The following is a 25,531-nucleotide window of genomic DNA, read 5'->3' as shown; positions in this document are numbered from 1 at the left end:
TGGGGGAGATGCATTTATGGCGAATGATGCGTTAAGCACTTTGAGCTGGTGGAGGAAGGCGCGCCTGGGGATTAGGGCGGCTTTGGAAGCCGTCTACGGATGGGGCCAAAAGCTGATGGAGAAGTATCCCGTTCTGGGGAAGGTCTACGTCCTTTATTGCTGGATGGCGCTCGCCGTTCTGGTGTTGAGCCTGATTTTGTTCCCGGATTCCCGTAAGATGGCCGTTCAGTTCTTATGGTCGTTCTATGTCGTGATTCAATTCTGGGTATTGTGTCGGGGGAAAACCATCTCTTGGAAAAAATATATGATTTTTTTCCTGAGCGGAGCTTATTTCGTTACTCCCTTTACGGCTCTGGTTGTAACGGAGCTGACTGACTGGCTCGGGGGAGTGACCACCATGCAATTTTGGAGCCAGGCTATCCTCACCCCTATTGCCGAGGAGTTATTCAAGCTAATTCCCTTGGCGGTCTATCTGTTTCTGTCACGGCGGGCTTCATCACTAAGCTTAAGTGATTATGCCCTGATTGGGGCGGCTTCGGGGGCGGGATTTCAGTTTATGGAGGAAGCAACCCGCAGGCTGACGACAGGGGGCCTTTTTGAATACGGTTATTCGTGGCTGGGAGGGCAGACGCTTCACTGGAATTTGTTCGATTTGTTTCCAGGTTATTTGAAAGAAAGTTATTTCCCCTTGAACATGACGGTCAGTCATGCTGTACATACGTCTATGATTGCGTTATCCATCGGGTTTGCGGTAAGATTTTTTCAACGAATCGGGCATTATAGTCACTTTATTCCGGTGTTTTTCTTTGCATGGGGAACGTTGGACCATGCCATGTTCAACGGCCAATACGGCATGCCGGAATGGCTGCGGAAGTTTCATGGCTTGCTGGGCAGCGGGTTTTCGACTAAACCTTTGTTTCTGTTAATGCTGGCGGCCGCCATTATTCTTGACTACTGGATGCTGAACAAGATGGTCAAGCAGCTTCCGCTATTGGCGGGTGAAAAGGTGCTGAACCCTCTATCCGAGCTTTGGAGAATGGGCAAGGCGCTCTTTACCGAGAGAGGCAGAGCAGGGGTATTGATGCATTTTTACAGGGAGAGGAAGGAGCTCGGGTTTACCCTGCTGTATGGAAGGTCCGAAGCGAAAGAGCTTCTGCCGTCGTTGCGGAAGACGGTATACAAGTTTTACAAACCGTTAATCGTCGCTTCGGGGCTGCTTGCGATCCTTCTGTTTTTGAAAGATGCTGCGCTCGGGGCGACAGGCTCGGAGAACGCTTGCTTCGCTTGTCTGTTCGATGACCTCCAGAGATGGTGGGACCGGCTCGAATGGTATGAGCAAGGGGCGGTGGTGCTGATCGCTTTCGCGACTGCACTGCTTTTCGTCGAGTTCTGGCCTGCGGTAGGAATGGCACTGACCGTTAGCAGTGTTGCGGGAAGCGGGCAGGAGATAGCGGCGAATATTCGCGACCCGAAGCGGATGCTCTCACCTTCCGTTGCCATAGCCCTGGGGACTGAGCTTGTTATAAACCGGATCCCGATTGGCCGGCTTGGCCCATGGCTACAAGCGCGATTGCAGAGATTCGCCGACAATGTCATGAATACCGGGGCGGGTAAGAAAGCGAAGGACCCGCTTGCGCCGAATGCCGGCCATCAAGGCCCCGGCGCCGGTCGCAGCCACGATACGCCGGAAGCCGGAGCCGGCAGCGGCGGCAAGGGCGGCGACGGCAGCGGCGGCAAGGACGGCGACGGCAGCGGCGGCAAGGACGGCGACGGCAGCGGCGGCAAGGGCGGCGACGGCAGCGGCAGCAAGGGCGGCGACGGCAGCGGCGGCAAAGGCGGCGACGGCAGCGGCGGCAAGGACGGTGACGGCGGGGCGACAAAGGTGGACACGGAGCTGCGACAGTCGATGCTCGACAGCCCATCCAGCGACAAGTGGGGAGTGCTTCCTGACGGGACGAATCAGGGAATCCGGCATTTCGCCGATTATTGGGAGAAATACCCGGAACGGATACCCTCTCTGGCTCAGCGGCTCGGCGTCGATCCTTCGGATTTCGAGCTTAGTGTAAAGGGCTTTGAGAATTTTACGAATCAAGCGGAACGTGTCGCCCAAAGTTCCATGCATAGACATGTGGATGGCAAAGACATTTATTTTATTGAGGGTGCGGAGAAGGCCAAAAAAGGGGTTGTCGTTATCATAAAGGACCGAAAATTGCAGACGATGATGCCGAGTGACCCGAAATCGTTTAATAAGCTTCAATAAAATTAGGGGGGAACGATATGGAGACAGTTTTGATCGAACAGCTATGGGCAGATGGATACGAACGGAGGGCCCGAATTTTTCTGGAAAGCAGAAATCTTGCGGTCTGGTGCCATTTTCTCCAGCATGATGAGTATTTGGAGGCAGGTGAACCGTCGAGCCGTCTATCCCCAGGTGATCGACTGCAAGCGGAGATTAGCATTCAAATGGTGACGGAATGCTCTGTTCTGGATCGGGTGGAGAAGCTTCAACACCGGCAGCCTATTGATAACTCTCCGCATATTGAGGCTGTGGGAAAGGTGCTTGAAGTCCAGGACGAATATTGTTGTATTTGTGATTTCGGTGCACTTGGAGGGTATGTGCCGGTGGAAACGGAGATGGAGGTTGAACTGAAGGAGGGGGACATTATAAAGGTTCGGGGAAGTCTTGAAATGGAGGTAGAAGACAACTAATTGGCCTCGGCAGCGGGAGGCTGATTGTCACTGGCGCAGCGATACCGTATCTATCGGTTATCGGTTGCGCCTTCACTGTTATATGTGGCAGTTTCATCCCCTAGGGCCCAATACCCGCAGGAACCATGAATGAAAGTGTTATCATTTTGAGCTTATACCTGTATAATAGAATCGGTCTGCCATGTCAAAGGTTGTCGTGAGGGTGAGGGTATAAAAAACATGGAGTGAAGGTCTGCTGTTGTTTATCCTAACGATATGAGACAGGAGGGAACAGCTTGCTTGCCAGCCACCAAACCTATTCAAATGAAAATTTCGACGGAATGGACTTAACGCGACAGGAGTTGAAAGGAAGCCGATTTACTCGCTGCAGCTTCGTCGGGGCAAGGCTTCAGGAGCTGAATACGGAAAGCTGTCAATTTATAGAGTGTAATTTTACATCCGCGCAATTAAATGCATCAACACATTTCCGTTCGGCGTTCATGAACAGTTTGTTCTGGCATACCAATCTCTTTATGGCCCGCTTCGAAGAATGCAAAATGACCGGCTCTGTCTTCGAAGAGGCGCAGGTTACCGGATGGACCCCTCTCGGGGGAGACTGGTCCTATATCCATATGCGCCATCATGTGCTGCCGAAGACAGACTTTAGCGGAGCAAAGCTGAAAGAAGCAGACTTCTACGGTTGCAATCTGGAGATGGCCAAATTTGTCAGGGCCGATTTGACGAGGGTTATTTTTCAGCAGGCCAGGCTTAAAGGAGCGGATCTTCGAGAGGCTGTTGTGGAAGGTATCGATTTTACCGGGGTTAATCTGCGCGGAGTCCGGATGGATATGCTGCAGGCTGTCTTCGTAGCAAGGTCCTATGGGGCATTAATTGATTAGGACATCGAACCAAAAAAGGATGAAAAAACTAATTGTTCAACGATTGACGGGCACCGGAAAGCATAATAAGATAACTGTAATGCTTTTGTGCGTTGAAAGTTTAAACGAATAAGGGGAGGGCATAAAGATGAAACTTAGAAAATTATTTCCATTAATGATTGCAGTGCCGCTTCTGTTCTCTGCATGCGGAGGACAGGGCAATTCAGGGGGAGCGTCGCCGAAGCCGGAAGGTGCAGGTGAATCCAAACCGGAACAAACCCAAACGGTTAAAGTCGGAATTGCTCAGCTGGTAGAGCACCCGTCTCTGGATGCGATTCGCGAGGGCTTCCTGGCCGCTCTGAAGGATAATGGGTACGAAGACGGCAAGAACATGGAGCTGGATTATCAGAATGCCCAGAATGAGCCGCCTAACAACTTGTCTATTGCGCAAAAAATGGCTGGCGACAAGAAAGACCTGATTCTGTCCATTGCTACTTCTACCTCGCAGGCCATCGTCCAGCAGGTTAAAGACACTCCGGTGCTGTTCGCGGGAGTTTCCGATCCGCTCGGAGCCAAGCTGATATCCAATATGGACAAGCCTGGCGGCAATGTTAGCGGATCTGCCGATTACAATCCGGAAGCCATTGTCAAGCTGATGGATTTTATCGCCGCGGAGTTTCCCGATGTGAAGACGGTCGGATCGGTCGTTAACGAAGGAGAGCCGAATTCCGTAGTTATGATCGACAAGGCGGAGGAAGCGTTGAAGAAGCATGATATTAAATTGATTCGGAGAGCCGCCACGAACACTTCTGAAGTGAAGCAGGCGGCGGAATCGCTCGTTGGAAATGCGGATGCCATCTTTATCGCACTGGACAACACCGTAGTCAGCGCGGCAGACGCGATCATCCAAGTAGCTAACGACAAGAAGATTCCTTTCTTCTCCAGCGACCGGGATACGGTGGAGAAAGGCGCGATCGCGACCTACGGCTTCAAATACTATGATCATGGCTACCAAGCCGGAGAGATGGCTGTCGAAATTTTGAAGAACGGCGCCAATCCCGGAGATATGAAGGTAACTCTCCCGGATAAGCTCGACCTGATTATTAATGTAGAAGCCGCCAAAAATCAAGGAGTGGAAATTACCGACTCCATGAGAAACAAGGTTCAGGATAAAAACAACATTTTGAATGATTCGAAATAAAGCATGACAGGGAGCGGCTGATCCTATATGGTCCCCGCTCCTTATTCTGTTGGCAGGAGGGTTTACATCGTGATTGAAAGGCTGCTATCGGCTGGTTTGGGCTCTATCGAGCTCGGTTTGCTATATGCACTGATGGCTCTTGGTGTTTATATTACGTTTAGAATATTGAATTTCCCCGATTTGACGGTGGACGGCAGTTTTACAACAGGGGGCGGCATCGCCGCAATTATGATTACTAGCGGATATTCCCCCCTGCTGGCTACCGTTTGCGCTTTTGCCGGCGGAATGCTGGCCGGAGCGTGCACGGGTCTGCTGAATACCAAAGGGAAAATTAACGGCCTGCTTTCCGGAATATTAATGATGATAGCCTTATACTCCATTAATTTAAGAATAATGGGCAAGCCGAATATTTCTTTGTTGGGTGAGAAGACCGTGTTCAGCAATCTCGGCAACCTCATCCCGTTTCTAAGCCAAACCTGGAATATTATTATCGTGCTGGTCGTCATTGTTCTTATCGTCAAGCTGCTGCTGGATTGGTTTCTTTACACTGATTTCGGATTGGCTTTAAGGGCAACGGGAGATAACTCGCGTATGATCCGCAGCTTCGGGGCCAATACGGATACGACGACGATTGTCGGGGTCAGCTTATCGAACGGATTAGTGGCCTTATCGGGGGCGTTGGTTGCGCAGCAATCCGGATTTGCGGATACGACGATGGGAATAGGGATGATCGTTATCGGGCTCGCTTCCGTCATCATCGGGGAGACGCTGTTTGGCGCCAGAAGGGTTATCATAGCGACGTTGGCGGCGGTTCTTGGCTCGATCGTTTACCGCTTCGTCTATGCGCTCGGTTTGCAAATGAGCTGGTTGAAGGCGTCCGATTTAAAACTGCTGACGGCGCTTATTGTTATCTTGGCATTAACTCTGCCTATGATTAGAAATTCTTTCAAGGCCAAATCGCTGGCACGCAAAAGAATTATGCAGCTGGAGAAGGACGGCGCCGGGCAGACAGTAAGCGGAGGTGGACGATAATGCTGAGAGTGGAACAGGTATCGAAACTGTTTAACCCCGGAACTCCTGATGAGAAGGCGGCGCTTTCCCAAATAAATCTTCACTTGAATCCGGGGGATTTCGTAACGATTATCGGAAGCAACGGCGCGGGAAAGTCTACATTGATGAATATGATCTCGGGAGTACTCCTGCCGGACACGGGCAGGATACAAATTGGCGGCCGGTCGGTCGAAATGCTGCCGGAGCATCGCAGAAGCCGATGGATCGGCAGAGTTTTCCAGGACCCGATGGCGGGAACCGCCCCCCATATGAGCATTCAAGAAAATTTGGCGATGGCTTATGCCAGGAATAAAGGCCGCGGGCTCAGCCTGGGTGTAAATTCCAAGAAGAAGGCCCTATTCCGGGAGCAGCTTCAGCGGCTGGGGATCGGGCTGGAAAATCGGTTAACCGCCAAAGTCGGTCTGTTGTCCGGGGGAGAAAGGCAGGCGCTCAGCTTGCTTATGTCGACCTTTACCAAGCCGGATATTTTGCTATTGGATGAGCATACGGCCGCATTGGATCCTTCCCGTGCCGAGCTGATTACACGATTGACCAAGGAAATCGTAGAAGAATCCAAGTTAACGACATTGATGGTTACCCATAACATGGAGCAGGCGATTCGACTGGGCAATCGGTTGATTATGATGGATAAGGGAAGAATTATTCTCGATGTACCCGCCGAAGAGAAGAAAAATTTGACGGTGGAAAGATTGCTGCAGGAATTTGAAAGAATACGCGGAGTTAAGCTGGCGGACGATCGGGTGGTTCTCGGGTAAATCATTATTCAAAGAGACCATGTCTCCGTGACCGGCTAGTTTCGGCAGCGGTTAATCCCGCTATTTCGGGGCCGGCCCACAAGGTTATAAGGACGGTCCGGCTCCAAATTATAAGCAAAGAAGCCTCCAATACCGCCAAAGGTGGGGATAGAGGCTTTTTTCCTACCTGATTCCGAATATCTCCGAACAGCTTCAGTTCTTCTCCGCCGGAGCATAGGGACCATAGTCAAGAGTCTCAAAATGTTCCTTCAAAAAACTGGTCGGCCCACCTTATCCCAGCCTTGCTTGTTAATCTGAAGAAGTCCCATTCTTCCTCACGTAACGGCATTGTAATCTCCTCCTAGGAATTTTTCAGAGCAATATAGATATCTACTTGTGCGTTGGCGGGATCTTGGCATCTGGCGTCGTAATATTCAAAGTCGCCGGTGAAAGAACGCAGTGAATGTGTACGATCCCACTCCCATATTTCCTGCCACAGCCGGGGGACAACCTTCGAGATATCTCTTCTTTCCGTTGTGAATACCGCATATTTCGAAGCGGGTATAGTACACGCGGTCATTCCTTCGGGAACAGGATCGGTAGAGCTCGCTTGGCAGCCTAACAATATGGAGTACATTCCGGATGCTCCGTTCTCGTAGTCTGTATAGACTCCATAAGTGACGCCGGGGTTCAATGAATTAGGGATTCGGTTCATTACCTGTTCTTCATAAAATTGCTGCCATAAGCCCGGAATCAAGGCCTCGTTGGAGGCTTCACGCTGATTGCTGGTGCGCACGGATATTCCGATGAACCGGAGCTCCTCTTTCGATATCATTCTGGGAGTTGCCATAGACGATGTCTCCTTCATATGAAAATAGTTGTTATTCTTCTACCGTATAGTTGTCTATAAGTATCTGCATACTTTCATCGACAAACTGTACGTCCTTGGCAGGACGCCGATAGCCGATTCTTCTTGTAGAATAACAAACAAGTGTTCCTGTGTAAAGTGATTTGTCGGCGGTTTGCAAGGGGATAAGGCGGGGGAAGGTGCGATAAGTTTAGCCGTTATAGACAAAAAGGGACGTCCGCGGCAATTTTCAACAGCGGACATCCCTATGTACGTTTAACTTGAAGTCTATTTCATCAAACCGTGATGGGTACTCTTACTATCGTTTGTTCCCGTTTTGCGATTGGGCCGGACGAACTTGTACCTTGAACTGGGCGGATTCCGATTCATATTTCACGGTAATATGTCCGGTTCCCGGTTTAACGGTACGAATCAGGCCTTCCGGGGTCAGTTCGACCGAACCCGGGCCTTTCTTGACGGTGTAGGACGCTAGTTCCGTCACATCCTCACGGGTTCCGTCAGCATAGACGGCGGTTACATGAAGCTGATATTCCTCGCCGACTATCAATGCGCGCTCCGGAGAGGCGACCTCTATGGATACCAACTCCTTCACTGAATTCTGGACAAGCACGGTTCGAGTCACACTCTTATCCCCGTAAGAAGCCGTGATTTCGGCAGTGCCGGGCCGCAAAGCCTGAATTTGCCCATTCTCAATCGCGACTATTCCATCGGGCGATGCCGTCAGTCGGGCGTGTTCCGTCACATCTGCCGAAGCTCCGAACAGATCGGCAGTCACGCCGAGGGAATGCTTCTCTCCAACGGCAAGCTGTTCGGGGACCGTCAAGGTTAATCCGGTGACCGTTTCGATTTTCGGCAGCTTCTTCAACCGGGTGGCCTGTACGAAATACAAGTTATCCTCCGAGTCCAGTGCAATCATGGGACTGTCGATCCCAAGCCGCTTATGCATCAGAGTATGCGGATCGACAACCGTTAAACGGCCGGCTATATTGGTATATAAAAATCCGTCTTGTCCCCAGCGAATATAAACCGGGCGCCACATACCGTAATTATCAATCTCCGGATAAATGTTCTTATGCTTGACGATTTCCAAAGTGTCAGGATCGAGAGCGAACAGAACTCCGTTAGCCGCTCCCCAGATCAAACCGTCCTCGGGACCGACCGTCAGCCCGCTGATCATCGGTACTCTGTTTAACCCGTCCAGCTTCAGATCGAACTCCGTCAGCTTCTGCTTGCCTTCCACATCCCATACGAACAGCTTGGCCCGGGAAGCGATCGGGTCATCCCCCAGCCCGCCATTAATGGTGGTGGAACCATATATTTTTCCATCCTTATAAGCAAGGCCCGCAATACTCTGATTCTCTACGACATGGCGATAGGATTCAACAACGGGTTGGCCTGCTTGGCGGGAAGCCTCCGGATCATAGATCGTCAGGGAGCCTCCGTGCTGGCCGTACAATGGAATGGTGCCGACGAACAATTTGCCGCCTCCGCTGGTGACGATAAACGGCCGATCCTGTTCATCAGGGATATAGAACACGGATTTCGGTCCTGTGGTGGAGGACAAGGGCTGTGTAGTATCCCATGCGGCTATATCCGCTTTCGGATACAACCCGAAATACATCGTGTCGCCCAATGCTCCCATGCCTTCGGCCTGGCCGAGAGGGAAGTGGACGAACGTATCGGTTGCCGGGTCATACTGTGCCCCGATTGTCCCCATATAGCTGCTGATATAGAGCTTGCCGTCGGGACCGGTTTCCAAGCTCTGCAAATTGTTGGCCTGACCTTCCGCGAGAGTGCGGATAACGCCTTTTTTCCCGCTATCGGGATCAAGCAGAAGCACTTTACCGTCATAAGAAATAGTAACCATGGCCGTATCCGGGAAATCCGGCTGGTTGGCCACCTTCAGCCAAGCGCTGCTGCGAATGGAGTTATCGAACGGAATCGATTTCTTCTCGGTCAGAGTCTCGACATCGATCTCATAGAGGTGGCCGTCTTTCTTGGACGTATAGACCTTCCCGTTATGCTCCGGCGTAACTGCCAGCAGCCCGCGAACATTTGTAATAATCGTATCCTTCCATTCTTCTTTATCCAAATCGTACACCAGCATGGCAAAAGGGCCGTTGAAGAACGCAAACAGGTAGTGGTCGACGACAGTCATTCCGTAGGTCGTCCCCATCGCATTGTATTTGCCGCCATATTCCGGTCGGCTTGCCGGCTCGGGCAGCTGGAGCTGGGTCTTCTCTCCGGTAGCCGGGTTAATCTTCCATACCCGTCCATTGATGCTTCCGGTTCCGGCATAGACGTGGCCTTGGTAATAAGCGATCGAGCGAACATAATCCTCGGGCTTGCCATCATCGCCGGGAGTCGTACCGTCATCAACGCGTCCGCCAAGCAAATCCGTTATTTCCAGCGTATTCGCATCGATCCGGAACACTCTTCCGCCTATCGACTTGGAATAGATTCCTCCATAGACGTTGCCATTCTCATCGGAGGTCAGCGCCCAGATGGACTCGGTGCCTTTGATCGGCACGCCCAGATCAGTAATCGTCCCGGTTGCCGGGGAATACATGAACATCTTGGCAGAAGCTCCGATGAAGACGCGGCCATCCGGAGTGACGACGTGGCTCCAGGAGCTGGAGGTTCCGGGCAGCGGGAAGGAGCGGAGCAGCTGCTGATTGTCGATGTCAATGACGTTGAAAATAGCCGGGGCACCGCCTGAAGCGCTGCCTGACACCGTTGTATAAATGACATTGGCTCCCTCTTCTTTGCCAAATGCCACATCAACAGTCTGCACGGTTTGGATCGGAGAGCCCAGATCGATAGGCTGCAGCTGCTGCTCTGCGGCCTCTGCTCTGGAAGCTCCTCCTGCGAACAAGCTGCCCGCGATCAGGCAGCCGCTGAGCATGGCCAGAATGGTTTTGCGAGGCTTCCACATGAATAATCATCTCCCTTGATATGATCGTTTGAAATCGTATTCATTAAGCGGTTGCAAAATAGAAAACTCATTCTCCTTTCTTCGAAATCCTCCCTAAATTACCATAGTTTATCCGTTTCGTATTTGTCCCCAGCCATTTACTTTCGTATCCAAAGTTGCTGTGCCGCGAGCATCTTCCTTCTTAGCTCTCCCTTCACTTGTTTTAAAGTGCCATTATAGTTCTCAACGGAAGGCAGGAATTCCCAATGCTCGGGCTGCCCGGATGAAGCAGGACAGGGAAAGGAGCTTGAGCAAGGGGCCGATTGGAAGCGGCGCTTTAAATGGCCGGTTTTCCGCAATTCTTAACGGATAGGCCTATGAATTCGGACAAAAGTCCACGGGCGGCGGGGGAAGATCAGACCAGCAAGAAGTGCGGGAGAAGCCTTCTTAGGAACGGTGCAATAGGAGAAAAATAAACCAAAAATAAACTAAATTTGGACAATTATTCAAGTTTAATGGATTATTTTTCAAACAACCTGACATTGTATGCGTTATCATAAATTAGCATCTTCGGTTAATCACTAAACTAAAAGGAGGTCATCCCATGCGTAAAATTGCCATGCTGTTAAGCGCTGCGGTTATTGTTTCGGCAGCAGCGTGTTCGTCGGGAGGCGTCAAAGAGCCGGGTGAGGGAGGAGAGGGCGATGCCGGAACGGGCGGTAAGGACAAGAAGGTGGAACTCAGCTTCTGGTACGGCTGGACTGGCCCTGAGGGCGAAGCACTTGAACAATTGATCAAAGAATTCAACGAGACTCATGACCATATTCAAGTGAAAGGGCTAAGCCAGAGCGATTATCAGAAGCAGTTGACCGCCATTACCGGAGGCAACCCGCCTGATATCGCTTCCCAATTCGGGCAGAATGTGACGTCCTGGGGAGTCAAGGGGGCGATGCAGCCGCTGGATGAATATATCAAGCGGGATCAGGTTGATTTGAATGACTTTGTGCCGTCCGCGCTTTCCACTGCGCAGTATGAAGGTGTAACTTACGCATTGCCTATCGCCATGCATGTGTCGATGCTGTTCTACAATAAAGACTTGCTGAAGGAGGCCGGCCTGGAAGGTCCTCCCGAGACGATCAGCGATCTGAAATTATATATCGACAAGCTGAGTGTCGTTAAAGAGGATGGCCGCTTGGAGCGGCTCGGCTTATGGCCGGGAACGGACGCCTATACGTTCACTCAAGTATTCGGAGGCAAATTCTGGGACCCGGACAAGAAAGAAGTCACCCCCGAGGATCCGGGCTTCAAGCAGGCGGTTCAGCTTTCCAAAGAGCTGTGGGATAAATTCGGAAGCGAAAATCTGGACCGGTTCTCTGCTTCACTGGGCAAATACCAATCGGCCCAAAATCCGTTGTTCGCCGGCAAGTATGCGATGGCCATTGACGGAGAGTGGCTTCCGACCTTCATCAAGCAGTTTGCTCCGAATCTGAACTATGGTATTGCCCCGATTCCTTATGATGAATCCAAGCCGGAGCGGAAGAATGCAGGCAACATTAACACTAGCGTGTTTTATATTCCCAAGGGAGCCAAGCATCCCGAAGAATCATGGCAGTTCTTGAAATGGCTGACGGAGAAGGAGCAGATGGTCAAATTTACGGCGGCCATCGGCAATTTGCCGACCCGGGTCTCGGCGCTGGATGATCCGGCCTATAACGATGTGCCCGGCTTCAAGGAATTTACCGAGTACGCCAAAAGTCCGAATATGGGCTCCTTCCCGTCCCTTCCGTTCATGAATGAATACATGGACGAAATATCCAAGAGATTTAACGATATTCTTAGAGGAAAGGTTGAGCTCGACGAAGGGCTGAAGCAGATCAAGGAGAAGATCCAGCCGCTGGTTCAGCCCTAGGCTGCGATTGATCAGGTTGGCACGGTCGATACATGCAAAATAACGCTGCGCCGCGAAGGGGACTGTACGCGGTACAGAAGCGGGGAAAGAATGAGAAGAAAGGAGACCGATCATGAGAAGCATATCACCGGGCACGGCCAGCGGAGCGAGGCGGAGTACCCGCAAGGAGAGGCGTATGTTCTGGACCGGATTGGCTTTCGCTCTGCCGTGGATCATCGGCTTCCTTGCCTTTACCGTCTATCCGTTCTTCGGATCATTGTACTTCAGCTTTACGAGCTATGACCTGTTCAATCCTCCGCAGTGGATAGGTCTGGACAATTATAAGGAAATATTGCAGGATTCCAGCTTCTATAAATCCTTGCAGAACACCTTCTATATGGCGTTCATCGCCATGCCGATAGGGCTGATCAGCAGTCTGCTTATCGCCCAACTGCTCAATGTGAAGGTGCGCGGGATCGCTTTATACCGGACGGTGTATTACTTGCCGGCAGTGATTCCTGTAGTTGCCAATGCCATTCTGTGGACCTGGCTGCTTAACCCCGACTACGGAATCATCAATTCCGTTCTGCGGGCGCTGGGTTTGCCTGATCCGGCCTGGCTCTTGGATCCTGCCTTCACCAAGCCCTCGCTTATTCTGATGGGACTGTGGGGCTCCGGCGCAGGATCGCTTATTTTCCTGGCCGCTCTGCAGGGGATTCCCCAGCAGTTTTACGAAGCGGCTTCGATCGACGGCGCCAACATGTGGCATCGATTTCGACACATTACGCTGCCGGGGCTCTCTCCCATCATCTTGTTCCAGCTCATTATGGGATTGATCGGCGCATTCCAAATCTTTACCGAATCGTTCATTCTGACCGGGGGCAACACGGGGAGCCTGGGTGGCCCCGATCAATCCTTACTGTTCTATTCGGTGTATTTGTACCAGACGGCGTTTATGTATTTGAAGATGGGGTACGCCTCCGCGCTGGCCTGGATTCTGTTCGTCATCGTCGTTCTGATTACGATGGTGCTGCTCAAAACATCCGCCCGTTGGGTGTATTACGGAGGGGAATAGATTATGGACGCACGATCTTCCGGAGCAGGAGCCGGCCGCTCCGCTCCTCCTGAATTAAGCAGATCTCCGCAGACCGGTTCCTCCCGGAAGGCCGGGCTGCTGCGCAGTCCCGTCATACCGCATGTTCTGCTTGCCTTGCTTGGAGCCGTCTTTCTGTTTCCTTTCCTTTGGCTATTCCTGACATCGCTGAAAACCCCGGAGGAAATTTTCAAAATCCCGCCTTCCTTCTTCCCGCAGGAATGGCATTGGAGCAATTATATAGGGGCTATTGAAGCGATCCCTTTCTTTCGCTACATGGGGAATACTCTGCTGCTGTGCGCCATCAATATCGTGGGCCAATTATTCTCGGCTCCGCTTGTGGCCTATTCGATCTCGAAAATTCCATGGAAGGGCCGGGGCATCATTTTCTCGCTGGTCGTTGCCACAATGATTCTGCCGGCTCAGGTCCAATTGATTCCGGTATACATCATCTTTGCGAAGCTGGGGTGGATCAATACGTTCCTGCCGCTGACGATCGGCAGCTTCTTCGGAGCCCCGTTCTACATTTTTCTGCTGCGGCAGTTCATGATGGGAATTCCCCGCGAGCTATCCGAAGCGGCGAAGATGGATGGTGCCTCGGAGCTGCGCATCTACATCCAGATTATTATGCCGATGCTTAAGCCTCCGCTGATGACGATCGTGCTGTTTACATTCGTGGGCACCTACACCGATTTCATGGGGCCGCTCATCTATTTGAACGATAATGCCAAATGGACCATTACAGTGGGTCTGCAGGGATTCCTTCAGGATCACGGGGCTCAATGGGAGCTGCTTATGGCGGCATCCGCCATTTTCACCGTGCCCATGGTGCTCTTGTACTTCTTCGGCCAGAAATATTTCATGAAAGCCGGTTCGGCGCTGACCGGTTTCAAGTAACCAACCAGACCCGTTCCGTGACCCCATGCGGATGACCTCGGCATCGCATTCGGGCGGAAGCAGGGACGCATACAGACTATTCGAACAAACCCCGGGGTGACCGGGGTTTGTTCGGCATAAGGGAGGACCGGCATGTGAAAGGGAATAAAGTAACTTATCTTGATGGAGTTCGCGGAGCTGCCGCTCTGGCCGTCGTTATCGCCCATTATTTGCAGGTGTTCGTCCCGGCCGTGTTCGAGAACCGGCCCGAGCTTTCCCACTTCGCATGGGACCGGATCGTGCCCAAGACCCCTCTCAATGTGCTGTTTAACGGTAACTTCGCGGTTTGTCTGTTTTTCGTTCTGAGCGGATATGTGCTCAGCTATAAATTTTTTCGCATGAAGGATAGACGAATAGTAATGGCCGGTTTCGTTAAGCGGTACTTCCGGTTGGCCGTGCCCGCCTTCGTTTCGGTTCTGTTGGCCTATCTGGTCATGGTGAACGGCTGGGGATATTACGACAAAGTTCGCAATCTGACGATGGCCACAATGCCGGATCCGTATATGGTAATACCGGGTATTCCCGAGCTGCTTAAGCAGGGCCTGTATCATACGTTCTTTACCTACGGCATGGCGTATAATCCTGTGCTGTGGACGATGACTTATGAGCTGTTCGGTTCCTTCATCATCTTCGGGATGCTGCTTATCGCAGGAACCTTCCGCTTCCGCTACCTGCTCTATATCGCAGGAATCCTGTGGTTTCACGATTCCTACTATTTAGGCTTCTGGCTCGGATTGCTGCTTAGCGACCTGGCGAACTCCCGGAGCGGAAGCCGGATTCGTATCCATTCCAAGGTCCTATTGGCGTGCCTGACCGCAGCCGGCATTTATTTAGGATCATATCCTTATGTCGATCCCGCCGGAACGGTCTACGGCTGGCTTCCTATCGGCGGCGGATTATTGACTAATGCGATTGCATATCGTACCATCGGCGCCTTCCTCCTATTGGCCGTCATGCTGAGCAGCCGGTTGGGACAGAAGATGTTCGCCAGCAGGCCGCTGGAATATTTGGGGCGCGTATCCTTCTCGTTATATTTGGTTCATTTTGCGGTGTTGTGCAGCTTTTCCAGCCTGCTGTTCCTGCACTTATCGGACCGGCTGGCTTACGGGTGGAATGTTCTACTTACCACTGCAGTCTCCATGCCGCTCATTTTTATTCTTGCCCATCTGATGTACATCGGCGTAGACGGTCCTATCGTCCGGCTGCTGTCCCGAATAAATTTTCGTCCGAGCCGTCCGCAAGTTTCCGGGGCCCGGCAAGCTGGTTCGAAGTCATTTCGCCAGTCCTAGGATATTTGGCTCTTCCGCAGGCCTGCCGCTTGTGCCAGCCTTGTAGTTGTTCCCCTACAAAAATCATCGAGTGGGTGATGAACTTGAACTATGTATGGGCTAATAAGAAGCATGACGAACTATCGAAGCAGGGAGTGATCTTCTTTCATTCCAAGATCGAGTTTCTGGAGAACCATCCGTGCAAGCTGTATAAAATCGATGAAAAATTCGGCAACATTTACGACCATACCCACGATTATTTTCAGATTTGGTATGTGCTGAAGGGTGAATTTCTCCATTCCGTCAATCGTAAAAAGTACAAAATGGTTCAAGGCAACTTATTTGTCATCCCTCCTTTCGCGGTTCACCGGGTAGAGATCGTTCCCGGGAAGCAGATGCAGATCATCGGATGCGAATTTCTTCCTCACTTTATTAACGATCGGTTCGGACAGTTTCCTTTTTCCAAAGATTTTTTTGACTTTGCGTACTTGGAGCATTTTCTGGTCGATGAGAACGAAATCATTCCGAAGGTGGCTTTAACCGGGAGCAACGATCTGGAAGTGAAAAAGCTGCTGGAGGAAATGTACGAGGAGTATACTACGCAGAAGCCTTATTTTGAGCTGCTGCTCAAAGGGAATTTGCTCAAGCTTCTCTCGCTTATTATAAGGGAATATACGAAGGAATCGATGCCGGGCATGGACGTCAAGCTGCATAAATACCGCCATGTCATCGCCAAAGCCGTGGAATATATTCATAATCACTACCAGGAGGAAATCCGGCTGGAGCAAATTTGCAAGCTGGCGATGCTTTCCAAGACGTATTTCTGTTATCTGTTTAAATATTTCACGGGCAAAACGTTTAACGAATACTTAATTGATCTTCGTGTACGCAAATCAACCGAGCTTCTTTTGCTATCCGACCTGTCCATTACCGATGTCTGCTTCTGGGTCGGATTTAACGATCCGACGTATTTCTCCCGGATTTTCAAGAAGCATACGGGAGTGTCGCCTTCCTATTATAAAAAGAATGCTATGAAGGAGTAGCTTTAGCAAGCTCTTACGATGTAGTGTAAACCGGGTGGGGCTTTGAATCAGACGGTCATAGCCGGTTCTTATTTCAAGAATAGAGGCAGCGTTATTTTGCGGGAAATGTGCTCCCTTTATTGGCAAAGAAGATGATCGGGCTCTCGGTACAAGTCATGATACATAGATAGTTGAACAATGAGATTCCTCTTTCTGGCATGCCCCGCTTCTGGTATAGTCAATGTTGAGGAGATGACAAGACTATGAACGAAATCATTATCCGCCCTCTTGGCAGCGGCGAAGAGCCGCCTATGGAATTGCTGCTGCTGGCCGACCCGTCGCGGGATATCGTGGAAGGATACCTTGGAAGAGGGAAGTGCTATGTGGCCGAGGAGGATGGTGCGGTCATCGGGGTTTATGTGCTGATCCCCACCCGGCCGGAAACGGTGGAGCTGGTTAATGTCGCGGTGGAGGAGAGCAGGCATGGGCGTGGGATAGGCAAGCAATTGGTGCTTCATGCCGTCCGAACCGCAAGAGAGGAAGGAGCATGGACCATCGAGGTAGGGACCGGCAATTCAAGTGTGGCTCAATTGGCGCTCTATCAGAAATGCGGCTTCCGGATTACAGGAGTAGACCGGGATTTTTTCATCCGGCATTACCCGATGGAGATAGTGGAGAACGGCATTCCGTGCCGGGATATGATTCGCTTGTCCCAAGACTTGCATAATAATGCGGAATAAGTTGAATGAGCGGGTCGATATGTCTGCAGTAAGCAGTGGGCCGCTGTTTTGACAGATAGCCGGAGGCTGTCGATTCATAGTGGGAAAGGCGTTCAACAGGATGTTGACTAGTGAAAAGTCCAAGAGCGAAAACGTAACGGATCTGGGAGACCTTATTTCGTCAAAATAGATGTGTTTTTCAGACTAACGGAAACAGTTGCGCTTATTGCTTAGAATTCTCCTACTTGTGCGGGCATTTCTTGGGAATAAGGTCATCTGGTTCCGTTAAAATGACCGAAAGGCCCTTTTGGAGCGATTAAGGTCTTTGGGGTCCGTTAAAACCAAACCGTGCAGGATTTTCGCATGATCTTTGGTAGTATTCCATTAATCGACAGTCTCAGCCGCTCGGTTATCCTCGTTCACCGGCACAAGTCAAAAGCAGACCGTCCCTGCGGGAAACAGTCTGCTTTTTTTGACGGGCACCCTGCTGCATCAAAGCTCTGGCCTGACGAAAAGCAGATCAGGGGGGCTCGCTTATCTTACTTGTTAACATATTTACTTTTTATTGAATGATACATCGTCGCTAAAAAAGTCATTATCATTGGTACTGCGATGACAACCGATATGAAAAACACTACACGAAATACATTGCTAAGCGTACCGGATGCAATCTCTTGTATAATGTAACTTCCCACCATAGCACACGAGGAAATGGCTGCAGCCGGACCGACCGATTTTTGAAGACGCTCGATCTTTCCAACCTTCGATTCCTTATCCGTATAAATCGGTTTCGCGCCCGGTAAAGCTTTAAATAAATGCATGTCATAATGGGAAAATATATGCGTCCACCCGGCAGTCTCGAATAACTCGATATATTCGTCTAACTCTTCTTCTTCCAATTCCCTTATATCGATGCTAAATATGACGTCCTCCGGGTTCCCTTTTTCAAATTCGTATCCCATCTTTTTAAATCTCTTCACAATCCATCCATTTGCTGCTTCTTTGCGCAGCATTTCAAGGTCCTTCTTTTCTGAAAACGCAATTCCGTTCGATATAACATGTTTTGTTTCCCTCATTTACTTATCCTCCTCTAATTCTTGTTCCGCAAATTCCACCATCTTCTTACGTCTTTCAATATCCTGCATTAATACGTTTCTTCCTTTGCTTGTCAGTACATATATCTTCCTTCGTGAATCTGAATCGTCATAAAGCTCAATATAGGACTCCTTCATTAATTTCTTTATAATCGTATATAACGAAGCAGGACCAACCACAACTTGACCTTCTGTAATTTCCTCAATTAAGTTCATTACCGCATAACCATGCCTAGGCTGGATAAACCCCGCCATGATATAAAAAACCGAATCCGTTAATTGATCTAATGACTTCATGTAATTCCCTCACTTTATATCATTAAGTGATATATCCTAAAAACAATATATCACTTAATGATATAAAAAACAAGAAAAAAATGAACAAAGCAAAAGTTTGTTCATTTTTTTAGGCTCAAAACCATAATCAGTGTTTGAAAGAAATCCGTGGCTCCATAATAACTATACGGGCAAAGGAATGGGGTAAACATATTGGTTTTGATGCTGGGCCATCCGATCAGGCACTGCTCTTTATGAAGCAGGATGTGGCGGGGTAACATTTCACTCCAACGTGTGCGGCGGAGTATGGGGTAAACAAAATGCATTTTGTTACGAAACCTGGAAACGTTATTCGGGCAAAACGGCTCTTTTCCATTTTCTTACGAAACTCCATATCGCTATTGACCAAAAAAGAAGGCTATGGAGCAGGATTTCGCCCAAATAACGATTGTGAGTTTCGTTATATTTGAAACGGCATCATTTTTAAATCAATAACGTTACCCAGATTCGTTAGCGAGATTGAAACCGGACGGGAGCCGGGCAGATGACCAGTTAGTTATTCCGCAGGTAGAAAATCAAGCACTGATTTTGAGATTGAGCCCTTTTTTATAGTTTCATTGTTCCATTTATCAAGGGAAGGACGATTAACAATGGCGATCAGCTCTATCTTCTTTTGCAACTTGGCTACGATTTAAGCAGCTCTTCCAGAGAGACAGGGAACAACGGCTTGACCAGTTCATATACCGCTTTGGCATATTCCTGAATTTCATATTGCGAGTCGTGGGCCAGCCGCTGGTTTAGAAAATGACTGACTGATTGCAGCGAAGCCGTCCAGTAATAAGCCGTATACATGCCGTATGCGGAAGGAATGAGCAGACGTGCTTGTTCGGCAGCGATCCCGCTCTCCAGCGCCCATTCGTAATCCTTGATTCCTTGCTCAATCTGGCGAAGCAGCCGTTCCGTCGCTTCTCTGCCGATGGATTCGTCTACCGGTTCTCCGCTCCCCTGCTTGGAATGCTCCGGCTTGCTTCTCCACTCGAGCGGTTGGGGGATATAGTTCTCTACATCAATCGTTATGTAACGCCGGGAGGCTTCGTTCCACGCGTCCATCGTATGGTCGCTCCCAACGACATATTTCCAGTGCTGTCTAGCTACCATCAGCGGAGCATAAAATTCCAGTTGAACGGTCGCATGGCGGAAAGGCGACATATGCCCCTCGCGTGCCAGAAACTTAATCAGCTTGACATCTTTATCGGTTAGTTGTTTAGACTCCTTGGCATAGGAGACTCTGGCGCTGTTAACAACAGCCAGATCTCCTCCCATACGATCGACCAGGCGGACATACCCGCGGTCCAGTACATTGATTTTCATATATAGCACTCCTCTATATAAACTGATCGACTACCGGCATCAGGCAATGCGTTCTTGGCAGAACTACTTGGGCTCTACGTCAACTGGCCTGCCGGTACCCGTAGCGGTTTTCTCCGTCTGAGGTTGGGAGGGGAACTTAATCGCCGCAGTTAACTGGAAACGAAGTAGAAATGTTTGACGGGATAACGCTCTTATCCACTAGCCTCACCAACTATAACAGGGGTATCCTTGGAAGCATTATAGCATATAATTTTCGGCAACGTTACGGGCTTGGAAAGTCTTATTTGGAAAAACAAGAAATCTAGGAAATACGCATCTTTGTTCGTTAGAATAAAAAGCTATTATTGAGGCCTTTGGAGAAGTTACTGTTCTACCAAACCGTTAATGTCTGATGAAAAATAAAACTTTTTATAAGTTTTCGTCTCAATCTTCGCAGAGCGAAATTGGTTATAAACCCTTGATAAATAAAGCATGGATTGCATGGATTGCAGGTTTGCCCAGTTATCTCAAGGCTTATCTGCCTATTTCAAGCTGCGAAGTTTGAGTATATAAAAAGCAATTTGATAACAATATGTTTCAAACTTCCTGGCCAAGAAAATCACCGGATTTATATTGCTTCCTCACTTCAAAAAAAGCCCCCTGAATCTTTAACACCATTCTGACACACTAAGACGATGACATTATTAATTCACCGGTATCTGCACTGTTTCACCCGTTTTCTTTAGGATAAGTTGCAAGGAATGAAGATTTTCCGGGAGGGCATCAAACTTCATTGAAAATGCTCCGGTCGTATACTGCCATGCGCTGCTGAATATGGGTACCGAATCTCCATTGGCGATCAGATCTATTCCGTTCAGTACTGCTTGTTTCAGTTGGTCATTTTCCACTGCAAGAGTACCTTCAATTAAGGTCATCGTCGGAGTTGCGGTGATCGTGCCGATGGTTATCTTTTGATCATTAACGGTAACATTTACGGATTGTTTAATCTTAGTAGGCATGGCTTCATCCGGCCGGTAAGGGAACGTAACTTGTCCCACCTGTCTTTGATCACTTTCCGGCAGCTTATACCAATACGTAAGCGTTAATTTCTTTGCAAGCGGGCTGACCGGATCAAAAGCCAAGTATCCTTTGGTCTCGGTAACCCCTCCGGTTGGCCCCGATGTTGCTCCGCCTTTTATATTGGAGGAATCCGTTTGAAAACCTTTAATTCCAATAGGATCAAAACCATCGTAACTCCGAAGTCCATCCGGGTTGCTCAAGGTATAGTACAAGATAAACTGATTTTCATCCGACATAAGGCCGTTGATGGTAAGCATTGTACCGTCCTCGAGTTGGAACCGCTCGTTAAGAGCTTGCCCCTTCTCCTGCTTGTCAAGTTCGCTAAGCGTGTCGTATACGGCTTTGTCAAAGCCGAGTAGCATCCTGCCATAATAGGCTAACGCATGATATTGGTTGCCCGCGAACAGCATAATCGCAAGGACTGCTGCCGCGATTGTCCAACTTCTTTTTGCCTTCCATTTCGCTTTTCTTCTGGAAACTGCGGTGTTTAACGCCTTTCTTAATCTTGCTTCCAACTCTTCAGGGGCGGAAAGTTCATTTAACCGCACTTTCTCTTCCAACAACCGATCTTCAATATTGCTCATCTGTATTCCTCCCGTATAAAGCTTTCAGTTTCTGAAGGCCTTGATAAATTCTTGATTTGACCGTTCCCGTTGAAACGCGGGTCATCGCAGCAATCGAACCATAGTCCAGATCATGATAATATTTGAGTTGAATAGCTTCACGCTGGTCTGCGTTCAGATGGGTCAGTAGTGCTTGCAGATCCATCTGCTCTTCCACTTGGTGGTAATCGGATATTCCGGTAGAGTTGATGTGCCCCTTTTTCACATCTAGCTGATCTCCTAATGGGATTACTTTATTGTTTCTTTTCAACGAGCGTTTACATTGATTGACCAGAATGGTCTTGCTCCAGGTGTAAAAGGACTCTTCTTTCTTCAATTGGCCGATCCGCTCATAAAGCCTCACGATCATTTCCTCCAAGGCATCCATGGCATCCGCTTCATTTCTCATGTAGAAATAAGCTAGCCGATAATACGCTTCTTTTTCTGCTAAAATCAATTGAAGTAAAGCTTCCTTGTCCCCCTTTTTGGCTCTCTTAACTACATTAACTACATCCATGTCTTCACCTCTGTTACTAAGAGTCACGAGCAACTAAAAAGGTTCATTCCATCAAAAAAAAATAAAAACCACGATGCCGCGGTTTACTTACTTGATTTTGGGGTCCATTAACGACTCCGAACATTCTGGCTTTTGAGTCACGGAGTGCATCGGGGAATTGCGTTATATTGAAGAATCCTATACAGAAATAATAAATGTGGATACAGAAAAATGATAAGTGCCATACCAGATATAGGGTAGTTTTATCACCTTGAGTTAAATAAAGAGCAGCAGAAGCTTCTTCATGCTCCTGCTGCTCTTGTTGCGAGTAATTAGAGTAATTGTGTGTGCTAAATCGCCCAATTCCCCTTGCGGAAGATGGGTTCGACGGTGCCGTCCGCATGAATGCCGTCAATGTCCATCTCTGCAGAGCCGATCATAAAGTCCACATGCGTAATGCTGGAATTGAGGCCGTTCTCGGCCAACTGCTCCTGGGACATCGTTTTGCCGCCCTCCAGATTGAAGGCATAGGCGCTGCCAACGGCCAGGTGATTAGAAGCGTTCTCGTCAAACAGCGTATTGTAGAACAGAATATTCGATTGCGAGATGGGGGATTGGTGCGGCACGAGCGCCACTTCTCCCAAATAGTGCGAGCCTTCGTCCGTATCGACGAGCTGCTCCAGGATTTGCTGTCCTTCCTCCGCTTCCACCCGAACGATGCGGCCTTCCTCGAAGGTCAGCTTGAAGTTCCGGATAAGGTTGCCTCCGTAGCTGAGAGGCTTGGTGCTCGTCACATAACCGTTGACGCCAGTTTTCTTCGGTGCCGTAAATACTTCTTCCGTAGGCATATTGGCCATGAACCCGACATTCTGCTCGTTCGTGCTGCTGGCCCCGACCCAGAGATGCTTCTCGGGGAGCTCAATCGTCAGGTCCGTTCCAGGCGCTCTATAATGAAGCTTATGGAAATGCTTGCTGTTCAGGATATCGACTTTTTTATGTAATGTAGCGTTATGCTCTTCCCATGCCTTCAGCGGATCGTCCGTATTCAGGCGCACCGATTCAAAAATAGCTTCCCACAGTTGATTAACCGCTTCTTCGGTGCTGACATTCGGGAACACTTTGGAAGCCCAATCCCGGGTGGAGGCCGCCACAACGGTCCAGCTCACCTTATCCGACTGGATATACTGCCGGAAACGTTCGAGTGCCTGCCCCGAAGCCTTCTGAAAGTTGGCGATGCGCTTCGGATCGATTCCCTTGAGCAGATCGGGATTGGGGGAAATGATGGAGATAAAGGCGGCTCTCTTGTCCAGCAATGCATTTCTCTTGACCACTTCCCATTCGGGAAAATGCGTGAATACCTCGTCTGCGGCCTTTTCGTACTTGAGCCGGGACAGCCCTTCATCGGTCCAATCGACCAGAACATTGGCGGCCCCTGCATCGTATGCTTTACTCGCAACCAGCCTGACTAGCTCGGTCATCTCCGTGGAACCGGTCACGAAGACGGTCTGACCCTGCTGCACATTGACTCCCACTTTAACGATCAAATCCGCATACTGCTCTAATTTCTGCTTGAAATCAGTCATGGTAAGCCTCCTTGTAAAAATAATCCTGACCTTTACTATTGTACCCCATTTGTGAAAGGGAGTTCACTTAGATTTTGTCATCCTGTTCCCCTATATAAAAATGGAGCCCCAGGCGAGCCCCATCTCCTTGCTCATTATTTGGTTAATCCCTCACCGCCCCAGGCGGGGTTGGAAAACAGGTGAAGCGAACTCCATCCAGCTGACCGAGGCACGGCCCGGCCTAAGCGAGATCACTTTCCCCGGTGCTTGGCCTTAGCTTTCTGCCGCGCGATCTCCCGCTTATGTTCCTTAAGCTTTTCCCTCTGCTCCCGGGTAAAGACTTTCTTCTCTTTCTTCCTCTTCTCGTACTCCAATTGAATGGCCTGATGGGCGGCGGAGGCTGCCCCCGGCTTATTCATCTCTCTGGCCGCCAGCCTTGCTATCCGCTTCGGATTGATTCTTCTCCGTTCACGATGGCCTGCGGAGACCTCTTGAGACAAATTTCTGCAGAAGCTCAGCAAATGGCTGTTTACGAAATCGAGGATTTCCTGATCTTTAGGCTCGGCTCCGAATACGTAGCGGCCGGCCTTTAGCTTGCCCCCGTCGTGAAGCTCGATGATACCAACCCAGAATTGGCCGTCATGATAAACCGTCATTTTCATACAAATACCCCCTCTCTTAATGCAGAGAGTGACGGACATCCCGAGGGGGGAAGGTTACTGACACGGGTCCGCGGACGAAATCGCCGTGCGTCCGGACTACCAACCGGAGCTGTGTTTTTACACTCTCACAATAAATTATGGAGAAATCATTCCAAGATGTCAATCGGGACGATGCTTCCCGCAAGGTAGCGGCAGCGGAAGGACGGATTAGATCGAGAGCATTCCGGGAAACCGTTCGGAACGCCTCTTGATTTAATTCATAAGAGGAGATGAAGGGAAGTAGATGGACGGCATGAGGAATTGACAATTCATAGACGTTATATGATAATGTCTATATAAATAGACATTATTTTGAGGGTGTGTTTATTGTTGGATGTATCGGAACGGTTTTGGAATGCGTCACTCGAAGAGCTGAGACGTGGCTATGTTCGGGAGGGAGATTATTATTGGTGCCTGCTTTGCGGCAAAGCTCTGGAGCAAGGGGTCGTTTACCCTGCGGAGGGAGTGTTCTACGAGGCGGAGAGGTATATGCGCATTCATATTGAGCGGGCGCATCAATCGGTGTTCGACCATTTGATCGGACTGGATAAGAAACTGACCGGCCTTACGGAGCATCAGAGCCGCCTTCTCGGACTCTTTTATCAGGGGAAGAACGACAAGGAGGTTCAGCAGGAGATGGGGATAGGCAGTGCCTCCACCATACGGAATCACCGTTTTGCACTAAAGGAGAAAGAACGCCAAGCCAAGGTATACCTTACCCTGATGGAGCTGCTGAAAGACAAAGATAAGCACGCCCCGTCCTTCATAGAGGTTCATACTTCGGCTACCATGATAGATGACCGCTATAACATCACTTTGGAAGAGGAAGAGGCGGTTCTACAGAAATATTTTCCGCAAGAAGCAGGAGGGCGCTTGAAGACTTTTCATCTCAAGGAAAAGCAGAAGGTGATCGTTCTGCGCGAGATCGCCAGGCGGTTTCAGCAAGAACGGGTCTACAGCGAGAAGGAAGTCAACGAGATTTTGCAGGAAGTTTATGACGACTATGTAACGATAAGAAGGTATCTTATCGAATATGGATTTATGGACCGGAAGCCGGATGGAAGCCAATATTGGTTAATGGCCCGGTGAA

Annotated in this window: 22 protein-coding genes; 13 read left to right on the top strand and 9 right to left on the bottom strand. The window is 49.7% G+C overall.

The genetic code is table 11. The annotated features are described in order from the left end of the window. Window positions 1–16 precede the first annotated feature (16 nt). The 6 genes from ACTHRH_RS17060 (at window position 17) to ACTHRH_RS17035 (ending at window position 6,593) form a co-directional block, all read left to right on the top strand. Window positions 17–2,260: a PrsW family glutamic-type intramembrane protease gene (locus tag ACTHRH_RS17060; protein WP_440416705.1), complete on the top strand. Its 2,244-nt coding sequence runs from the start codon at window positions 17–19 to the stop codon at window positions 2,258–2,260. Between the two features lie 17 nt (window positions 2,261–2,277). Beyond that, entirely contained in the window at window positions 2,278–2,709 is a 432-nt protein-coding gene (locus ACTHRH_RS17055) for a hypothetical protein (RefSeq protein WP_379289426.1), read from the top strand. Window positions 2,710–2,984: 275 nt separating this feature from the next. Continuing rightward, window positions 2,985–3,587 (top strand): pentapeptide repeat-containing protein, encoded by a 603-nt coding sequence (locus ACTHRH_RS17050; protein ID WP_144939458.1) that lies wholly within the window; start codon window positions 2,985–2,987, stop codon window positions 3,585–3,587. 127 nt (window positions 3,588–3,714) lie between these two features. Next, entirely contained in the window at window positions 3,715–4,767 is a 1,053-nt protein-coding gene (locus tag ACTHRH_RS17045) for an ABC transporter substrate-binding protein (protein WP_144939460.1), read from the top strand. Window positions 4,768–4,848: 81 nt separating this feature from the next. Next, the gene (locus tag ACTHRH_RS17040; RefSeq protein WP_379289432.1) at window positions 4,849–5,799 is read left to right on the top strand and encodes an ABC transporter permease; all 951 of its coding nucleotides are present in this window, start codon (window positions 4,849–4,851) and stop codon (window positions 5,797–5,799) included. Beyond that, window positions 5,799–6,593, top strand: a complete 795-nt coding sequence (locus ACTHRH_RS17035) for an ABC transporter ATP-binding protein (RefSeq protein WP_144939461.1) — start codon at window positions 5,799–5,801, stop codon at window positions 6,591–6,593. The genes ACTHRH_RS17040 and ACTHRH_RS17035 overlap by 1 nt, the downstream gene beginning before the upstream one ends. A gap of 340 nt (window positions 6,594–6,933) precedes the next feature. On the opposite strand, the gene ACTHRH_RS17030 is transcribed toward ACTHRH_RS17035, so the two are convergent. Together ACTHRH_RS17030 and ACTHRH_RS17025 are read right to left on the bottom strand one after the other, a co-directional pair. Next, complete coding sequence (locus tag ACTHRH_RS17030; protein ID WP_440416702.1) at window positions 6,934–7,422, bottom strand: GyrI-like domain-containing protein; 489 nt, start codon at window positions 7,420–7,422, stop codon at window positions 6,934–6,936. Between the two features lie 316 nt (window positions 7,423–7,738). After that, a complete protein-coding gene (locus ACTHRH_RS17025) occupies window positions 7,739–10,375 on the bottom strand; it encodes a hypothetical protein (RefSeq protein ID WP_440416700.1) in 2,637 nt (878 codons plus the stop codon). Between the two features lie 583 nt (window positions 10,376–10,958). Between ACTHRH_RS17025 and ACTHRH_RS17020 the strand changes: the two genes are divergently transcribed. The 6 genes from ACTHRH_RS17020 to ACTHRH_RS16995 all read left to right on the top strand — a co-directional run bounded on the left by ACTHRH_RS17020 (window position 10,959) and on the right by ACTHRH_RS16995 (window position 17,301). After that, window positions 10,959–12,263, top strand: a complete 1,305-nt coding sequence (locus ACTHRH_RS17020; RefSeq protein WP_144939467.1) for an ABC transporter substrate-binding protein — start codon at window positions 10,959–10,961, stop codon at window positions 12,261–12,263. 112 nt (window positions 12,264–12,375) lie between these two features. After that, a complete protein-coding gene (locus ACTHRH_RS17015; protein WP_144939469.1) occupies window positions 12,376–13,317 on the top strand; it encodes a carbohydrate ABC transporter permease in 942 nt (313 codons plus the stop codon). A gap of 3 nt (window positions 13,318–13,320) precedes the next feature. After that, the gene (locus ACTHRH_RS17010) at window positions 13,321–14,232 is read left to right on the top strand and encodes a carbohydrate ABC transporter permease (protein WP_144939471.1); all 912 of its coding nucleotides are present in this window, start codon (window positions 13,321–13,323) and stop codon (window positions 14,230–14,232) included. Between the two features lie 134 nt (window positions 14,233–14,366). Then, window positions 14,367–15,560 carry an acyltransferase family protein gene (locus tag ACTHRH_RS17005; protein ID WP_144939473.1) on the top strand — a complete coding sequence of 398 codons (1,194 nt, stop codon included), beginning with the start codon at window positions 14,367–14,369 and terminating at the stop codon, window positions 15,558–15,560. 83 nt (window positions 15,561–15,643) lie between these two features. Beyond that, the gene (locus tag ACTHRH_RS17000; RefSeq protein WP_260982156.1) at window positions 15,644–16,582 is read left to right on the top strand and encodes an AraC family transcriptional regulator; all 939 of its coding nucleotides are present in this window, start codon (window positions 15,644–15,646) and stop codon (window positions 16,580–16,582) included. A gap of 251 nt (window positions 16,583–16,833) precedes the next feature. Then, window positions 16,834–17,301, top strand: a complete 468-nt coding sequence (locus ACTHRH_RS16995) for a GNAT family N-acetyltransferase (protein WP_440416737.1) — start codon at window positions 16,834–16,836, stop codon at window positions 17,299–17,301. Between the two features lie 518 nt (window positions 17,302–17,819). On the opposite strand, the gene ACTHRH_RS16990 is transcribed toward ACTHRH_RS16995, so the two are convergent. The 7 genes from ACTHRH_RS16990 to ACTHRH_RS16960 form a co-directional block, all read right to left on the bottom strand. After that, window positions 17,820–18,356, bottom strand: a complete 537-nt coding sequence (locus tag ACTHRH_RS16990) for a DUF2812 domain-containing protein (protein WP_440416697.1) — start codon at window positions 18,354–18,356, stop codon at window positions 17,820–17,822. Beyond that, the gene (locus ACTHRH_RS16985; protein WP_440416695.1) at window positions 18,357–18,671 is read right to left on the bottom strand and encodes a PadR family transcriptional regulator; all 315 of its coding nucleotides are present in this window, start codon (window positions 18,669–18,671) and stop codon (window positions 18,357–18,359) included. It lies immediately after the preceding gene. 663 nt (window positions 18,672–19,334) lie between these two features. Beyond that, window positions 19,335–20,021 carry an FAD-dependent thymidylate synthase gene (thyX, locus tag ACTHRH_RS16980; protein WP_440416693.1) on the bottom strand — a complete coding sequence of 229 codons (687 nt, stop codon included), beginning with the start codon at window positions 20,019–20,021 and terminating at the stop codon, window positions 19,335–19,337. A 683-nt stretch (window positions 20,022–20,704) separates the two neighbouring features. Next, window positions 20,705–21,664, bottom strand: a complete 960-nt coding sequence (locus tag ACTHRH_RS16975) for a DUF4179 domain-containing protein (RefSeq protein WP_379289411.1) — start codon at window positions 21,662–21,664, stop codon at window positions 20,705–20,707. Next, window positions 21,651–22,199: a sigma-70 family RNA polymerase sigma factor gene (locus tag ACTHRH_RS16970; RefSeq protein WP_379289409.1), complete on the bottom strand. Its 549-nt coding sequence runs from the start codon at window positions 22,197–22,199 to the stop codon at window positions 21,651–21,653. Before ACTHRH_RS16970 ends, ACTHRH_RS16975 begins: the two co-directional genes overlap by 14 nt. Before the next feature lie 329 nt (window positions 22,200–22,528). Beyond that, window positions 22,529–23,761 (bottom strand): aminopeptidase, encoded by a 1,233-nt coding sequence (locus ACTHRH_RS16965; RefSeq protein ID WP_440416691.1) that lies wholly within the window; start codon window positions 23,759–23,761, stop codon window positions 22,529–22,531. 230 nt (window positions 23,762–23,991) lie between these two features. Then, window positions 23,992–24,402: a YjdF family protein gene (locus ACTHRH_RS16960; protein WP_379289110.1), complete on the bottom strand. Its 411-nt coding sequence runs from the start codon at window positions 24,400–24,402 to the stop codon at window positions 23,992–23,994. Between the two features lie 369 nt (window positions 24,403–24,771). On the opposite strand from ACTHRH_RS16960, the gene ACTHRH_RS16955 reads away from it, so the two are divergent. Further along, window positions 24,772–25,530 (top strand): DUF2087 domain-containing protein, encoded by a 759-nt coding sequence (locus ACTHRH_RS16955; RefSeq protein WP_440416735.1) that lies wholly within the window; start codon window positions 24,772–24,774, stop codon window positions 25,528–25,530. Window position 25,531 lies beyond the last annotated feature (1 nt).

Source organism: Paenibacillus sp. SAFN-117 (assembly GCF_051966115.1).
Classification (GTDB): domain Bacteria; phylum Bacillota; class Bacilli; order Paenibacillales; family NBRC-103111; genus Paenibacillus_L; species Paenibacillus_L residui.
This window is presented reverse-complemented; position numbering and strand designations above follow the sequence as displayed.

What these genes read in the sequence shown, in the direction of transcription:
- ACTHRH_RS16985 (WP_440416695.1), bottom strand. Translation starts at nt 18,671, where the DNA reads ATGAAGTCATTAGATCAATTAACGGATTCGGTTTTTTATATCATGGCG.
- thyX (WP_440416693.1), bottom strand. Translation starts at nt 20,021, where the DNA reads ATGAAAATCAATGTACTGGACCGCGGGTATGTCCGCCTGGTCGATCGT.
- ACTHRH_RS17030 (WP_440416702.1), bottom strand. Translation starts at nt 7,422, where the DNA reads ATGGCAACTCCCAGAATGATATCGAAAGAGGAGCTCCGGTTCATCGGA.
- ACTHRH_RS16990 (WP_440416697.1), bottom strand. Translation starts at nt 18,356, where the DNA reads ATGAGGGAAACAAAACATGTTATATCGAACGGAATTGCGTTTTCAGAA.
- ACTHRH_RS16960 (WP_379289110.1), bottom strand. Translation starts at nt 24,402, where the DNA reads ATGAAAATGACGGTTTATCATGACGGCCAATTCTGGGTTGGTATCATC.
- ACTHRH_RS16965 (WP_440416691.1), bottom strand. Translation starts at nt 23,761, where the DNA reads ATGACTGATTTCAAGCAGAAATTAGAGCAGTATGCGGATTTGATCGTT.
- ACTHRH_RS17010 (WP_144939471.1), top strand. Translation starts at nt 13,321, where the DNA reads ATGGACGCACGATCTTCCGGAGCAGGAGCCGGCCGCTCCGCTCCTCCT.
- ACTHRH_RS16970 (WP_379289409.1), bottom strand. Translation starts at nt 22,199, where the DNA reads ATGGATGTAGTTAATGTAGTTAAGAGAGCCAAAAAGGGGGACAAGGAA.
- ACTHRH_RS17020 (WP_144939467.1), top strand. Translation starts at nt 10,959, where the DNA reads ATGCGTAAAATTGCCATGCTGTTAAGCGCTGCGGTTATTGTTTCGGCA.
- ACTHRH_RS17015 (WP_144939469.1), top strand. Translation starts at nt 12,376, where the DNA reads ATGAGAAGCATATCACCGGGCACGGCCAGCGGAGCGAGGCGGAGTACC.
- ACTHRH_RS17055 (WP_379289426.1), top strand. Translation starts at nt 2,278, where the DNA reads ATGGAGACAGTTTTGATCGAACAGCTATGGGCAGATGGATACGAACGG.
- ACTHRH_RS17060 (WP_440416705.1), top strand. Translation starts at nt 17, where the DNA reads ATGGCGAATGATGCGTTAAGCACTTTGAGCTGGTGGAGGAAGGCGCGC.
- ACTHRH_RS16975 (WP_379289411.1), bottom strand. Translation starts at nt 21,664, where the DNA reads ATGAGCAATATTGAAGATCGGTTGTTGGAAGAGAAAGTGCGGTTAAAT.
- ACTHRH_RS17025 (WP_440416700.1), bottom strand. Translation starts at nt 10,375, where the DNA reads ATGTGGAAGCCTCGCAAAACCATTCTGGCCATGCTCAGCGGCTGCCTG.
- ACTHRH_RS17035 (WP_144939461.1), top strand. Translation starts at nt 5,799, where the DNA reads ATGCTGAGAGTGGAACAGGTATCGAAACTGTTTAACCCCGGAACTCCT.
- ACTHRH_RS17045 (WP_144939460.1), top strand. Translation starts at nt 3,715, where the DNA reads ATGAAACTTAGAAAATTATTTCCATTAATGATTGCAGTGCCGCTTCTG.